This window comes from Pontibacter kalidii (assembly GCF_026278245.1).
Classification (GTDB): Bacteria; Bacteroidota; Bacteroidia; order Cytophagales; family Hymenobacteraceae; genus Pontibacter; species Pontibacter kalidii.
The window spans coordinates 1868885-1883500 of sequence record NZ_CP111079.1; the positions used below are offsets into that span (position 1 = coordinate 1868885).

Genomic DNA, 14616 nt, shown 5'->3' on the forward strand with positions numbered 1-14616 from the left:
TATTCGATCCGCTATATAACTCTACCTCTTAAGCTTATGAAACAAACCTCTACCCTGCTCCTTTTCCTGGTGCTTCTTTCCAACACAGCTGCTTTTGCTCAAAAGGCGGTATTGCTGCATAGCTTTTCCCAAGTAAATGAACAAAGCGGCTATCTGTTTGCAGGCGATAAACTGTACCTGAACCAAAACACCTACTTTGAGGTGTTCAATTTAAAAAATAGGGCACCTTCTCAGGTACCCAAGCCTGCACGACCAATATTGGAATCAGGAAGTACATGGGGTGCTTTAGGATCTTCCATCATATTTGCTGATAACGAAAATCAAATGTTGTATATAGCAAATGATAGAGAGTCGGCACGCTTTATTGCAGTTTCAAATAGCCGGCAAATCATTCCCGGGAAAAATTCCACCTTCTTAACCTATCTGTTATCTACAGAAGGTTATAAGATGATAGAAATAGACAATCAAACCCATAACGTAGAAAAGTTTTGGATCACAGACAATAAGGCTAATTTGAGCATGGCGTATCATGAAAATGAGGACCTTGTTTTCTTTAATAATCAAGTCTCTCCTACAACGGTTAAGCTATACGTCTCTGATGGTACTTATGAAAGTACAACTTTGCTGAAAGAAGTACTGGTGGATGCTGATGAAACAATTCTTAACTCCTTCTTTTTGAACGATGGGGATGAGTCATACTTTGTCTGTAACACTTATCTAAGATCTGAGCCGGCAGAAAGCTTCAGCCACGTTTATAAGTTAACAGCTAACACGGTAACAGCGCTTGGCACCTATAAAGACCTCAAGCCATACCCGCGCCAAATCTACATCAAAAACGGCATTCTGTATGGCTATAACAAGAAAACAAGAGATGTAGTGGAGGCAAAAAGTTCTACAAGTATTCTACATTCTGTCGATTTTGTGACCTTTGAAGGGGAGTATAAGGGTAATATGTTGTTTACTGTACCGAGCCCAGCAAGTACGTTAGGAGACTCATTGGTTGCATTGTTCCAAACTGACGGCACTTCTGCTGGCACCCGCATGATAGCGGATAAAGTAGATGCCTTCTTCACGAAAGAGAAAGCCATCACTGTACATAAAGGCTTATTATACTTTATTAAAAGAGATGATGAGTACGGAGCAGAACTTTATAGGTATGACGGACAGAACGTATCAATGGAAGAAGATGCCATTCCGGGCACCGCAGGGCTGCAACGGGTTCAGTTCCATGTTTATGAGGATGAGTTATACTTTGCGGCGCAGCAGTCCGATTCTCCGGAGAAACTACATGTTTTCAAGATATCAGAAAATGCAGGCAGTATACATCTAAGTACCTACGCTGACATAAATGCCAATGGAGAAAAGGATGTGGAAGAGCCTTATATTTCTAACTCGCAGTTCTTACTGAATGGAGGCAGCCTTAATGTGTATAGCTCCCAGGAGACTACGGCCATAAACCTACAATATGGCAGCCACACCATAACACCTCTTGCACAAGCGGGTTGGATTTACGCATCAGGGAAGCAACCAATTACAGTTAACCTGCCAGAAGACAACGGAAAGAGCTTCAGCTTTGGCTTAATACCAGCAGAAATAAACACAAAAGTGGATGCTACGCTCATGTCCGACGCCACGCGATGCGGTTTTCCGACACCTTATACTTTGCACTACAGCAACAGTGGCTCTACTAAAGCCAGCGGCACCATCAAACTTGTACCGGAGGCTAAGTTTACATTCGATTCAGCTACTCCGGCCCCTCATACCATAAGCGGAGACACGTTGACTTGGCAGCTGAACGATCTGGAAATCGGCAAGAAAGGAAAGATCTTCCTTAACTTTACCATGCCCGGCGTGGAGCAAATGGGCGACACGCTGGTTTCCAAGCTCTTCACCGAGTTTCGTAACGCTGAGAATAAAACCCTTGGCGCAGATACCACCACCTTGCAGCAAATCCTGACCTGCTCTTACGACCCCAACGATATACAGGTAACCCCGGCAGGCGAAGGCAAAAAGCACCTGACGCTAAAGAAAAAGAAGCTGGAGTACCTCATCCGCTTCCAGAACATGGGCACCGACAAAGCCTTTAACATCGTCGTTACCAATGAACTGCAGCAGGAGCTGGACCTAAGTACCTTTGAGGTTATCGGCAGCAGCCACGACATGTATACCGTGGTAAAGGAAAACCTGGTGAGCTTCCACTTCGATAACATTCATTTGCCCGATGATAAAACGGACGAGCCCGGCAGCCATGGCTATATCTTGTACACTATAAAACCTAAAGCGGGCTTGCCAGATAGCTCCGTCATCAATAACCAGGCATTTATCTATTTTGACTATAATCCTGCCATTGAGACCAACATTGTCTATAACACGCTGGTGGACAGGTTACCTGCCAAGGCTGTTCTGGCTGTAGAAGATGCGTTGGGAGAGGCCACACCAATTGTTTTTCCAAACCCTGCAGCAGATAAACTGAACATTAGCTGGCCAGCCGGCAGTTCACCCTATACGTTGTACAGCCTCTCCAACAGCCGGGGGCAACTGGTTCTTCAGGCAAAATTTAAATCCGGTTCGGTTCATCAATTAGATGTGCGCATGCTTCCTGCTGGTTTATACTTTCTTCGGACAACAAGGCAGGAAGGGACGTTTGTTAGAAAGATATTGATCCAATAGCTACAACCAGAAAAGGCAGGTGATTTACCTGCCTTTTCTGGTGAATAAATCTTGGTTACACCTTCCGCTGGTTTAGCAGTTTTCAGTCAGTATTGGAACTCTGGGGCCAGTTAGACCTGGTAGTAGGCTTCAGCTAGACTCGTTTATAAATCATCTTATCGGGTCCGATATTTATCTTTTATGCTCATAGATAAGTTGCACCACTCCGGACCTGAATTTATTCACTTCTTTTAGTTTGAGGTTTATTCGTTCAGTGAGGTTTTGGAAAAGGGGTTTGCCGGTTCCTAACACAATTGGATGAACGGAAATGCGGTAGATATCGATCAGTCCAAGCTGGTTGAACGTTGTGATAAGCTTTGCTCCGCCATATAACCAGATATCCTTGCCACTCTGCTGTTTGAACTCAGCAACTTTTTCAGGGATCCTAGAAGTGATAAAAGTAACGTCATGATCCTGCCGCTCCTGGCTGGAGAATACGACTTTCTTTTTGGCATGAACACTTGCCCATAGCGATTTTTCCGTTTCGCTTGCGTCTGCTTCGGGTTTGTAGCTTCCCCACATATCATAGCTGACCCTGCCGTAGAAAATGGTATCTATACTTGAAAGAAAGCCTTCGAAGTCCATGTCATCGTCCAGGATACACCAGTCAATCTCTCCATTTGGCCCTTCAATAAATCCGTCGAGGCTAACCGCCAGATCTAAAATTATCTGCTTCATTTGGCTTACGTGATAAGTTAAAGTAGAAATGAATTTTCTGTACGGAATAGTTATGCGGCTCGTACACGCTATGCGCGAGGCGTAGCCAGGTAAAAAGCCTGTGCCATGTTATCGGTTTGGTGTACGATTCTATTGCATGCCCTTAACCTTTATTCTTTGCGCACCTTCGGGTATAGTAATCTAAACGAATTGGAAACAGCTTGATGCATGATGGTGGCATGGTCTACCTGAGGCAAGTAGTCAAAGTACACGTTTATGCTTTTGCTTTTTGTTTCTTTTAGTTTTTCTGCCAGTAAATTTGCATCTACTTCCATTACTCTGGGAATAGCAGTTGGTGTAAGCCCTTCCTTTCCTACGCCAATATAAACATCGGTTTGTTGGGTAATGCCGCCTTCCAGAAACTTGAGTTTATGATCAAGCAAAGAGCCATTGTCCCACCACAGACTCGGACTGATGATAACGTACTTGTTGAATAAAGTCGGCTTCTTAAATAAAATCTCTGCCGTTAAAAGCCCGCCTAATGATTGCCCGATTATCGTCTTAGAACTGTTCGTTTTATATTTCTTCTCTATAAATGGCTGCAGTTCTGTTTCTAAAAACGTGATAAATTTATCGGAATGGCCTGTTGTGGGATATCGCTTTTGATCTTCCTCTATGCTAGTCGGGAATGTGAAGTCTCTTCTCCTATCGACAGTGGCGATGCCAACAACTATAGATTTCGGAACCTGGTTTATCCATTCAAAACTGTTGAATTGCACGAGGCCAACTACATGAATAAAATCCTCGTCTGCCGAACCGTCAAGAAGATAAATAACAGGATATCGTACCGTATCTTTCTTGCTATATCCTTCGGGAAGGTAAATATTTAAAATTCTTTTTTCGCCAAGTTCCTTTGAGTGAACTTCATCAATCAGTCCAAGTATAAAAGGCTTGCTGCTGTCTTTCTTTTCCGGCCTGCTTACCTGACCAAAGGTTAGCGGCGCAGAGAAGGTTAGAATTAGAAGTAAAAGGATTCTGTTCATCTGTTAAATACTCGCGTTTCGTTCATAACAATCAACCCTTAACGGTTAGTACATAAGGTGAGCGAGGCGTAGCCACAGTTTGGCTTATGTGCGGGGTTAGCGGCTGGTATTTTTATAGTTCAACTTCAAATAAGTTATTGATGATTTTCTTAACTGCATCTCTTGTCCTCGGCACATTATCAACTTGTAAATACTTTTGAAGTCTATTTGCGACTATCTCTGGCTTTGGGTTATCAGTTAGTGTCGGCTGGATTTCTCTCATCCATAATGATTGATTTAATCTTTCATCAATAGTTGTACAAAATATTAAAGCATCAAGAGCTATCAAGCTTAGAGGTCTTCCTTTAGTTAACCATTTATCGGCTCTGTTCCAATTGAAGCAAGAACTTGCAGCAACATGTCCCCAATTACTACTTATATTGATTGCTTTATGTGCATTATGTTCAATCCAATCAAGCACTTTCTCATACCTGATGTAATTCAAGGCATTTATACATTCGTTGAGATACTTCTCGTCAAAAGTTTCTATTTCTGCAATTAATGTGTCTAAAGCTTCATCTTTATTCAAAGTCTTTGCGATGTCCATAGCACGAAGTATAAAGTCGTCTACTTTTTCTTGATTGTACATTCAAATTGTCTCTGATATAACCGCCAACTACTGTACATGCGAAAACATACGCTTATCTGCATTATAGCTTCCACTACTTCCTGTTAAAGTATAACCGGTCATACCCGATCAGCAGGTCGGCGCGGGAGCCGGGTGGGCGGTAGTAGATCAGGATATCGTAATCATTGCCGGTCTCGAAATGGCTTCCCTCAAAGTAGCTGTCATCTGGTGCCGCTGTACCGGACTTTAAAGTATAATAGTAGTTATAGTAGCCCTGCTTCAACAGCATGCGGCCAGTGTAAACCTGGCGCTCGGCATCATAAGTCAACTTCGCTTCCTCCGACTGGCGCCAGTTGGTCAAATCGCCTTGCAGGTATACTTCGCCGGGCACTTTGTCCGAGACCTGCAGTTCAAAGTCCACCCAGGTATAATCACCGTTCACATCGCCGTTGCCATACTGGCGGTTGCCGAAAATGCGCTTGCCATTAATGTCCGGGTCCTGACTGTAGGCAAGGCCGCTGCGGCTCTGGTCTGTCTGTAAGAATACCACGGCCGGGTTCTGCTGCAGGTCAATGTTATCTACCCCTATACCTTTATAGTTCAGGCTGCGGGTATCAAACGCGCGGAATTCGCTGTGGCCTTTAAAAAGCTCTTTCGGATCAAAGAATACGTATTCCAGCCTACGCTGGGCATCATGTATGTAGGTAGGGCGGGCAAGGCGCTTAGCGGTGTCCCAACGGTAGTTCTGGCGCATCACGGCCTTTACCTCTGCTGCTGGGTTCACGAGGTCGTAGTCGGCATAAAACACGTTAAACTCTACCGGCTGCCTGGTCTCGCGGCCCTGCGGACCGAGCGAGGCTCCCAGTTTGGACGCCACTGTTACCAGTTCCTGGTACACCATAAAACGCTGTGTGAGCAAGAGCTTTCCTCCCTCCTCCTGCACCACCAGCAGGTAATTGCCGCTCAGTTTTACGCGCGGTACCCGGAACTTGTAGTGCACATAATTTACGCGGGTGTTCACCGAGTTCTGCGCATCGGTAATAAAGAATTCGTTAAACTCGTTGAGGAACTGCGTATCGCTGAGGGAGGAGGGTTTCCAGTTGGCGTCGCAGTGAACGAGCCTGGCCTGCAGGCGGTTGGGTGCGGCGTTCAGGCGGTCAAACTCAAGTATGATAGGTTTGGTCTGATTGATGGGAACAACAGGCGGCTCCAGCACCTCCTCCTCAAAACCGGTGGCCACATAGGCCTGCACCGACTGTATACTTTCGTCGTACACGAAATCCTCATAGCGCAACTGCGATTGTGTAGCGCTACTGCTCTGCACCTGCTGCTCTATCGGAACACAGGCCACGGTGCCAACTGCCAGCGCACCGGCAATCAGGTAAGTATAAGTTAATCTTTTCAGCATGCTCGTCTGTTCAGGCCATACTCTGCAGTACAGCCACATGGTTATCAGAACGAATATAGCTAAAAAGTATAAACCTGGGTTACAACAGGGGCCGATACAATAGATTTATACTTCCGAAAGCTTACTCTTCTTTTAAATGTGTTTCCACAAATATCCCAGCTTCCAACGTTTTCTGTACAGGGCACTTGGTGGAGATCACTCTCAGCCGTTGGCGTTGCTCCTCGGTAAGGTTGCCTGTGAGCCGTAGGTGCTTGGTAACGCGGTTAAGTTTTGCCTCCTTCTCCCCGCACTGGGCACAGTCCACAGCGTGGACGCGCTCGTGCCGCAGGCTCACTTCTGCCCGTTCCAGCGGCCAGCCCTTTCGCTGCGCATACATGTGCAGGGTAATAACGGTGCACGACCCGAGGGCGGCTAATATGTAATCATATGGGTCTGCGCCCTCTTTTATACCCTCGGCCACGCCGGACTCGTCGATTACCATCTTGTCTACGCCGGCGCTGATGTGGGCCACCAGGGGGGAGCTGCTGTCGGTATACACCGTGATGAAACCCTCTTTTTCCTCTAAGCTCATAGTTTATACTTTAGGGATGCTAAGTATAGTATAAGGTATGGCTGCAGAAAAGTTTTGAGCGCGTGAAGTATAAATGCTCCGGCTTCAGGCCGCCCAGCCAGTGTGGCTGGCGCTTTCCCTTCATAAGAATGCTCTAAGGCAGATTAGATTTAAAACCGCAGCACAAAGGTGGTCCCCTGCCCCAGTTCGGACTGGACCGAAATAGTGCCCTTGTGCAGGCGCATCATCTGGCGTGAGAGGCTGAGGCCGATGCCCGATCCGGTTTTTTTGGTGCTGTAGAACGGGATGAAGATCTTAGCCATGGCCTCTTCCGTCATGCCCGGCCCGTTGTCTGACACAGAGATGGTGATGCGGCTGCGCCCGTCCAGGGAGGCGCGCAACGCTATTTGCCCATCCGGCTGCTCATGCACGGCTTCGGTGGCGTTTTTCACCAGATTGATGAGCACCTGCTCCACCATACTTCTGTCGGCGGAGAGGAGCATGTTTTCGCGCGGGGCCTGCACCACCAGCTGAACCTGCTGCCGTGCCAACTGCTCGCGCAGCAACAGCTTTATCTCCTGCAACAGTTCCCCCACATCAAACCGCGACATCTGCGGCACCGAGATGGTAGTCAGGTTACGAAACTCATTCACAAAACGGATAAGTCCCTCGGAGCGGCGGCTGATGGTTTGCAGGCATTGGCCGATATCCAGGAGCTCCTCGCGCAGCAGGGTTATCTCCTCGGCCTCCGTATCGGTAAACGTATGGATCTCCTCGCAGGCGCTGGCCGAAAGCGACGAGATAGGCGTCACGGAGTTCATGATCTCATGCGTCAGCACGCGGATCAGCTTGCTCCAGGCCTCCATCTCCTTTTCCTCCAGCTCCATCTGTATGTTTTGCAGCGAGGCCAGGCGCACCCTATCCCCCAGCAACGACAGCTCTATGACGTGCACCGACAGGTGGGCCTGCTCGCCCTCCTGCCGCACAGGCACCAGTACCTTGTCGCCGCTCTCGAGTTGCTGCAGTCCCAGCGCCAGCTCCGGACTGACCTGCTGTAGCTCCTGCACCCGCCGCAACTGCCCCACCTGTAATAGCTTTTTGGCGGCATTGTTGAGCAAAAGGATACTTCCGTCGGGTTTGTAGGTGATGATGCCGATGCCTATGTGCTGCACAATCACCTCGAAGTATTGCAGGTGCGCCTCCTTCTCGGCCCGCACTTCCCGGAACTTCGCCATCACCTCGTTTAGCTTTTGCGCCAGCTCCCTTTGCGTTTTCCCCGCGGGCCCCACATGAAATTGCTCGGTGAAGTCATCATACTTGATGGAATTGAGAAAACGGAGAAAAAGCCTGTTGGTCCGCTCCATGTAGTGCATCAACAGCCCTATCTGCAAAAAGATAAAGAGCCCCAGCCCCAACAGCGTGCCGCGGTACTCCTCACTGAAATCTATCCGGGCAAAGGCAAAGACTGATGCTGCCAGCAGCAGCACGCGCAACAGTAGCTGTAACTTGTAGTGCCTATAGCTCATACTTCTCGAGTCTTCGGTACAGCGCCCCCCGGCTAAGGCCCAGCTCCTTGGCTGCTTTGGAGATGTTGCCCTCATGCTTCTGCAGAGCCCGCTGCACCGCCTCCCGCTCCAGGTCATCCAGGTCCAGGGTTTGGGCGGTAACGGCTGGCGCAGCAGGAGTTTGCTCCTCGGCCAGAAAGAAGAAATCCTCGGCCTGCAGCTCGCGGTTGTCGCTCATAATCGAGGCCCGCTCCAGCGCATGCTGCAGCTCGCGCACGTTGCCGGGCCAGCTGTAGCGGCGCAAGCGGGCCAGCGCCGATTCGCCCAGGCGCTTGACAGGTTGTTTATACTTCTGAGCGTACTCCTGCAGAAAATGGGAGGCAAAAAGCGCCACGTCCTCCAGGCGCTCGCGCAGGGGCGGCAGGTGCAGTTCCACGGTATTGATGCGGTAAAGTAAATCCTGCCGGAACTCCCCGCGCTGCACCATCTCCTTCAGCGGCATGTTGGTGGCGCAGATCAGCCGCACGTCTACAGGAATGGGCTTGTTGGTACCCACCCGGATGATCTCGCGCCGTTGCAATACCGTGAGCAGTTTGGCCTGCATGGCCGGCGAAAGGTTACCGATCTCATCCAGAAAAAGGGTGCCGCCGCTGGCCGCCTCTATCCTGCCGATCCGGTCTTCCTTGGCATCGGTAAAAGCGCCCTTTTTATGGCCGAACAACTCACTCTCGAACAACGATTCGGTGATAGCACCCATGTCCACAGTTACGAATACTTTGTCGGAACGGGAGGAGCTTTCGTGAATGGTGCGGGCGATGACTTCTTTGCCGGTGCCGTTCTCGCCCAGCAAAAGTACATCGGCATCCGTTTTGGCCACTTTATCGATGATGGAGAAAAGCTGGCGCATGGCATTACTCTCGCCCTGGATAATGTCTTTGCCGGTGCTGAGCTGTGAACTGAGGGCACGGTTAACCGCTTTCAGTTGGCTTACTTCTTTGTAGGAGTGGCGCAGTCTGGCAGCAGATGACAACGTGGCGATCAGCTTCTCGTTCTGCCAGGGCTTCAGCACAAAGTCGGTGGCTCCCTCCTTGAGCGCCCGCACGGCCATCTCCACATCACCGTATGCGGTTATCATCACCACCACTGCCGAGGGGTCATACTTCAGGATTTCCCTGAGCCAGTAGAACCCCTCCTGGCCGCTCGTAATATCCTGGCTGAAGTTCATGTCGAGCAGGATCAGGTCGAACTCCTCGTTGGAGAGCAGGAACGGAATCTTCTTCGGGTTTTTCTCCATCACCACTTCCCTGGCATGGTGCTTCAGGAGCATCTTGGCCGAGAACAGCACGTCCTCGTTATCGTCTATTACCAGAATGCGTCCCAGATTTTGTTCTTCCATAGTTTTAGGTGCGTTTATGCCTCGCTTCTTGATCAGCTAAAGGGTGGTATAACAATACTGTGCCAGCTTTAGATACATCTAATATAGTGATTCTGCGGCTTATTCTATACTTGTGTTGTCCGGTGATGGACAGAAAGTGTCCGGCACCGGACATAGTCGATATGCTATACTTGCCTATACTTGCAGCCAGTGCCTTTTTTATTTTTGGCACAGCGCTTGGCAATAACCAGGTAGGCCTGCCTCGCTTCAGGACGGCCTGGAAATGAAACTGGCAAATCCATACTTCTAAAACTATGTTAAAACTGTACTTCCTCACTGCCTTCCGCGCGCTGCTCCGCAACAAGAGCTACAGCCTTCTCAACATTGCGGGCCTCACGCTGGGCATTACCTGCAGCATCCTGCTTTTCCTGGTGATAAAGTATGAGCTGAGTTACGATACCTTCCACAGCAAAGCCGATCGCATTTACCGTGTTACCACTTACTTCAAGACCGAGGAAGGCGAGCAAGAGCATACCGGCATCCGTTTCCCGATTCCGAAGCTGCTCCGTAGCAATGATAACCTGGGCATGGAGAATACGACTATTATTTACAGCGAGGAGACAGCCCAGATCAACGTCCTGGGCCAGGACAACGGGGTGCAACGACGCTTCTTGGAGGAGAAGCCCATTGCCTTTGTGGAGCCACAGTACTTCGATATTTTCGATTTTGAGACAGGCGCCATAGACCCGCGCCCGGCACTGGCAGAACCGAACAACGTAGTGCTGACGCAAAGCGTGGCCGACAAGTATTTTCCGGAGGGGAATGCGATCGGGAGGTTAATCAAGTTTAATAATATTATTACGCTGAAAGTAAGCGCTGTTATGCCCGACCCGCCTTCCAATTCGGACTTCCCTTTTTCCATGCTGATCTCCTACCCTTCGTTCCGAAACTATACGAAGTTTGAGGTCGACAACTACAATATGCTCACCAGCAATTTTCAGCTATTTGCGTTGCTGCCAGAGGGGGCATCCCCAGCGGCCAAACAGGCAGAGATATCAAGTTTCGTGCAGCGCCACCGGGAGCAGAACAAAAGGGTGGCGGAAAGCTTTGTGCTGCAGCCCCTCAGCGATATACACTTTAACCCTGAGTTGGGCAACTTCGGCCAACGCACCATTGCCAAAGAAATTATCTGGTCGATGGCGCTGGTAGGCATTTTCATGGTACTGGTGGCCTGCATCAACTTTGTGAACCTGGCCACCGCACAGGCCGTGAAGCGTGCCAAGGAAGTGGGTGTGCGTAAGGTGCTGGGCAGCAGCAAAAGCCAGCTGGTGCTGCAGTTCATCGGCGAGACCTTCCTGATCACCTTGCTGGCCACCCTGCTGTCGGTTATACTTACGGAGCTTGCCCTGCCCTACCTCAACAGCCTACTGGAGCTGAAAATCACATTTACTGTACTCCAGGACCCGGTGCTGTTGTTTTTCCTGGTAGCGGAAGTACTGCTGGTCACGCTGTTTGCCGGTATTTACCCGGCCATGATCCTGGCAAACTTCCAGCCGATTGCAGCCCTGAAGAGCCGCATCAACACGCAACAGGTGGCAGGCTTGCCCATCCGGCAGGCCCTGGTGGTACTACAGTTCACGATCTGCCAGGTACTCATCATCTGCACCATCCTGGTAAACGAGCAGATGGACTTCTTTAGGACCAAGTCGCTGGGCTTTAACAAAGATGCCGTGGTAACCATTCTACTGCCAAACCAGGCCGGTGAGAAAATACAGCCCCTGCGCGACGAGCTGCTGAGCAACCCTGTCGTGCGCCAGGTGAGTTTCTCAGGCGCTCCGCCATCCTCTAACTTTACCTGGGGCTCCAACTTTGCCTATAACAACTCCAGCGAAGACGCCACATTTGAAGCCAACCTGAAGTTCGCCGATGAGCATTACCTGAACCTGTATGACATTAAACTGGCGGCCGGAAGAGCCTACACCAACGCAGACTCGGCCTCTGTGATGATAAACGAAACTATGCGCCGCAAGCTTGGTATTGAGAGTCCCGCGGACGCGATCGGCAAAACGATGCGCATCGGCAGTGACTTCAAGGCAACTATTGTGGGCGTAGTGGAAGACTTTCACCAGACCTCGCTGCACCGGCCTATCGATCCTATTATTCTGTTTACCTCCAAAACGGAATACCTGTTCCTCAATGCCAGAGTTGACATAAGCCAGAAGCAAGAGGCGATTGCTCACCTGGAGAAAGTATGGAATATGGCTTACCCGGATGATGTGTTCAGCTATGAGTTTCTGGATGAAACAGTCGCCAACTTTTACCAGGAAGAGGCGCGCCAAAGCAAGCTGTTCAAGGTCTTCTCCTTCATCGCCATACTTATAGGCTGCATTGGCCTGTACGGCCTGGTGGCCTTTATGGCGACGCAGCGCACCAAAGAGGTGGGCATCCGCAAGGTGATGGGCGCCTCCGTGTTCAGCATCGCCTCCCTGTTTTCCAAAGAGTTCATCAAACTGGTGCTCATAGCGTTTATACTTGCTGCGCCGATCGCCTACTACATCTTCAGCCTGTGGCTCGAGGACTTTACCTACCGCATTAGTATTGGCTACTGGCCGTTTCTACTGGCCGGGGTAGCTACACTCCTGATCGCGCTGCTGACCATGAGCACCAAAGCCATACAGGCGGCGCTGGCTAACCCGGTGGTCTCCTTAAAAAGCGAGTAAAAGTTTAGCATTTTACTACAACAGCAAGAGCCGCTCAAATTGGGCGGCTCTTGTTATATACTTTAATTTTGAAGTATAAATCAGTAGTTCACTTCGGTAGCAGGCACATCCACAAGTATAAACGTGGCCTCGGCATTTCCATGCAAACTCACAATATCTTGGTTCTCCAGGCGCACCTGGTCGTTTCGGTCAGTTTCCACGTTGTTGATCAACATGGAGCCGCTCAGCACGTACACGAGCGTTTTCCGGATCTTAAACGTCTTAAAATCAATCCCGCCGCCCTGGCTCACGTGACCATAATATACAGTGGAGTTTGAGTTGATGAACGGCACATTCTCCAGCACTTTCTGACCCGTCACCACCGGTACCAGCTTGTCCTTGGCATCCAGGAAGTCTACGTTCATGTGCTCGTAGGAGGGGGCCAGGCCACGCTTGTTGGGCAGGAACCAAAGCTGCAGCAGCTCGGTGTCGTTGTCCGTATCGTTGGTCTCGGAATGGGTAAAGCCAGTGCCGGAGGTCATCCGCTGCACATCGCCAGCCTTTAGCACCACCTCATTGTGCAGGCTGTCCTTGTGCGTCAGTTCTCCGTCCATAACCACGGTTACTACCTCCATTTCAGCATGCGGGTGCTGCGGGAAGCCATTATGGCCCTTTATCCATTCGTGGTTAAACGCACGTAAAGGCCCGAATTGCACGTTGGCGGGGTCGTAATAATCAGCAAAGGAAAAGAGGTAGCGAGAGTCCAGCCAGTCTCCTACTCTCGCATTGTGATGCTCTGAGGCAGGTATCAGTTTTATCATAGTTTGGGTTTGCTATAGTGCATAAGTATGAGGAGCGCCCCGGCAGCGCCCTATCTGCTAAGGCTTTACGTATATAGCTAATTTCTTGTTAGCAATTGTCCCAAAACAGTGGCTGAGGGCACAAAAAAGCCTGAGGTCGTGCATGCACGACCTCAGGCTTACTGTATAGTTCCTTAAATGGCTTACTCAGCCTTCTTTAGCTTCTGTACCTCTTTCTGCAGGTCGAGCACAATGCTGGAGAGCTTGTCGAGCGAAAGGTCTGCAATGGGGAATGTGGAACTGATATAGGATCTTGCTTCCCAAATCTCCACCACATCCTCTACGTGCACCTCGTAGGGCGAGTAAACCGGGTTATCAGAGTGCAGGCGCAAGGTGGAAGCATCCTTAATCTTGTTGAAGATACGCTTAAACACCACCCCTTCTTTCTGGCTCACGATAATGCAGGGCGTGCCATCTTTTATCTGGCCCCAATCCTCTATAAAGCGGCCTACGATGACGGTGCCGGAGGCGATCGGCAGCATGGAGTCGCCGCTGATTTCGAAGGCACGGTACGTACCGCCGGCCCCGAGCATCGGCAAGCGGAAGCGCGGCAGCTCCTCTATAAACTCAGCGTCGGCATAGCCGTTCAGATAACCGGCGCTGGCTTTATACGGTACCAACTCAATATTCTCCCTCTCCTCCTGATCTACCGTAATAGCCAGCACACGCAGGTTTCCGCCATTGGCGCGCCCCTCCCCGTTTGCTGCTCCAGCCGGCGCCTCATGCACCAGATCGCGGGTAATCAGGTCATCGAGGGATACATCAAACAGCCTAGCTACATTTACCAGCGTGCTTAGTTTCGGCTCAGCCCTTCCCTCCTCGTAAGCGCCCACCAATGAGCGCTTTATCTCCAGCTTCTCGGCCAGCTGCGCCTGTGTCAGGCTGGCATGCTTGCGCAAGTGTCTTAAATTCGATGTAACCAACTGCATAATAGCTCCTTTTAATTACCTAACGGCGGCCATACTTTAGCTGCACGCGTGTAAAAGTACGTAAACCTTAGCAATTATACTAATTTATTTAGCACAATTACTAAAGCATAGAAGTTATTTAATTAATCTGAAATAATGATAAAGTGTAACAATTCAAACAAAATTCATGATTACCAATAAAGTACAATTCTATATCACTTCGTCACATCAGCTTTATTTTGATTTAAGGTATTTATAACTGACTTTTAAGACAAATAGTTGAATCATACTTAAA

At 49.6% G+C, this 14616-nt stretch carries 11 protein-coding genes; 2 read left to right on the forward strand and 9 right to left on the reverse strand.

What is annotated here, in order from left to right:
* Positions 1-36 precede the first annotated feature (36 nt).
* Entirely contained in the window at positions 37-2670 is a 2634-nt protein-coding gene (locus OH144_RS07990) for a T9SS type A sorting domain-containing protein (RefSeq protein WP_266205771.1), read from the forward strand.
* A gap of 171 nt (positions 2671-2841) precedes the next feature.
* Here the strand turns inward: OH144_RS07990 and OH144_RS07995 are convergent, their stop codons facing one another.
* The 7 genes from OH144_RS07995 to OH144_RS08025 all read right to left on the reverse strand — a co-directional run bounded on the left by OH144_RS07995 (position 2842) and on the right by OH144_RS08025 (position 9875).
* Complete coding sequence (locus OH144_RS07995; RefSeq protein ID WP_266205772.1) at positions 2842-3387, reverse strand: dihydrofolate reductase family protein; 546 nt, start codon at positions 3385-3387, stop codon at positions 2842-2844.
* 149 nt (positions 3388-3536) lie between these two features.
* Complete coding sequence (locus tag OH144_RS08000) at positions 3537-4409, reverse strand: alpha/beta hydrolase (protein WP_266205773.1); 873 nt, start codon at positions 4407-4409, stop codon at positions 3537-3539.
* A gap of 112 nt (positions 4410-4521) precedes the next feature.
* Positions 4522-4995: a hypothetical protein gene (locus tag OH144_RS08005; RefSeq protein ID WP_266205774.1), complete on the reverse strand. Its 474-nt coding sequence runs from the start codon at positions 4993-4995 to the stop codon at positions 4522-4524.
* A gap of 115 nt (positions 4996-5110) precedes the next feature.
* Positions 5111-6424 (reverse strand): type IX secretion system plug protein, encoded by a 1314-nt coding sequence (locus tag OH144_RS08010; protein WP_266205775.1) that lies wholly within the window; start codon positions 6422-6424, stop codon positions 5111-5113.
* Positions 6425-6545: 121 nt separating this feature from the next.
* On the reverse strand, positions 6546-6995 hold the full coding sequence (locus OH144_RS08015; protein WP_266205776.1) for an OsmC family protein: 450 nt from the start codon (positions 6993-6995) through the stop codon (positions 6546-6548).
* A gap of 149 nt (positions 6996-7144) precedes the next feature.
* Complete coding sequence (locus OH144_RS08020; protein ID WP_266205777.1) at positions 7145-8500, reverse strand: sensor histidine kinase; 1356 nt, start codon at positions 8498-8500, stop codon at positions 7145-7147.
* Positions 8490-9875, reverse strand: coding sequence for a sigma-54-dependent transcriptional regulator (locus OH144_RS08025; RefSeq protein ID WP_266205778.1), 1386 nt, complete (start codon positions 9873-9875; stop codon positions 8490-8492). The genes OH144_RS08020 and OH144_RS08025 overlap by 11 nt, the downstream gene beginning before the upstream one ends.
* A 293-nt stretch (positions 9876-10168) precedes the next feature.
* Here OH144_RS08025 and OH144_RS08030 point away from each other — a divergent pair, with 293 nt between their 5' ends.
* Entirely contained in the window at positions 10169-12574 is a 2406-nt protein-coding gene (locus OH144_RS08030; protein ID WP_266205779.1) for an ABC transporter permease, read from the forward strand.
* An 80-nt stretch (positions 12575-12654) separates the two neighbouring features.
* On the opposite strand, the gene OH144_RS08035 is transcribed toward OH144_RS08030, so the two are convergent.
* On the reverse strand, positions 12655-13374 hold the full coding sequence (locus OH144_RS08035; RefSeq protein ID WP_266205780.1) for a pirin family protein: 720 nt from the start codon (positions 13372-13374) through the stop codon (positions 12655-12657).
* Between the two features lie 182 nt (positions 13375-13556).
* A complete protein-coding gene (locus tag OH144_RS08040; RefSeq protein WP_266205781.1) occupies positions 13557-14342 on the reverse strand; it encodes an XRE family transcriptional regulator in 786 nt (261 codons plus the stop codon).
* Positions 14343-14616: the final 274 nt, after the last annotated feature.

What these genes read in the sequence shown, in the direction of transcription:
- OH144_RS07990 (WP_266205771.1), top strand. Translation starts at nt 37, where the DNA reads ATGAAACAAACCTCTACCCTGCTCCTTTTCCTGGTGCTTCTTTCCAAC.
- OH144_RS07995 (WP_266205772.1), bottom strand. Translation starts at nt 3,387, where the DNA reads ATGAAGCAGATAATTTTAGATCTGGCGGTTAGCCTCGACGGATTTATT.
- OH144_RS08000 (WP_266205773.1), bottom strand. Translation starts at nt 4,409, where the DNA reads ATGAACAGAATCCTTTTACTTCTAATTCTAACCTTCTCTGCGCCGCTA.
- OH144_RS08005 (WP_266205774.1), bottom strand. Translation starts at nt 4,995, where the DNA reads ATGGACATCGCAAAGACTTTGAATAAAGATGAAGCTTTAGACACATTA.
- OH144_RS08010 (WP_266205775.1), bottom strand. Translation starts at nt 6,424, where the DNA reads ATGCTGAAAAGATTAACTTATACTTACCTGATTGCCGGTGCGCTGGCA.
- OH144_RS08015 (WP_266205776.1), bottom strand. Translation starts at nt 6,995, where the DNA reads ATGAGCTTAGAGGAAAAAGAGGGTTTCATCACGGTGTATACCGACAGC.
- OH144_RS08020 (WP_266205777.1), bottom strand. Translation starts at nt 8,500, where the DNA reads ATGAGCTATAGGCACTACAAGTTACAGCTACTGTTGCGCGTGCTGCTG.
- OH144_RS08025 (WP_266205778.1), bottom strand. Translation starts at nt 9,875, where the DNA reads ATGGAAGAACAAAATCTGGGACGCATTCTGGTAATAGACGATAACGAG.
- OH144_RS08030 (WP_266205779.1), top strand. Translation starts at nt 10,169, where the DNA reads ATGTTAAAACTGTACTTCCTCACTGCCTTCCGCGCGCTGCTCCGCAAC.
- OH144_RS08035 (WP_266205780.1), bottom strand. Translation starts at nt 13,374, where the DNA reads ATGATAAAACTGATACCTGCCTCAGAGCATCACAATGCGAGAGTAGGA.
- OH144_RS08040 (WP_266205781.1), bottom strand. Translation starts at nt 14,342, where the DNA reads ATGCAGTTGGTTACATCGAATTTAAGACACTTGCGCAAGCATGCCAGC.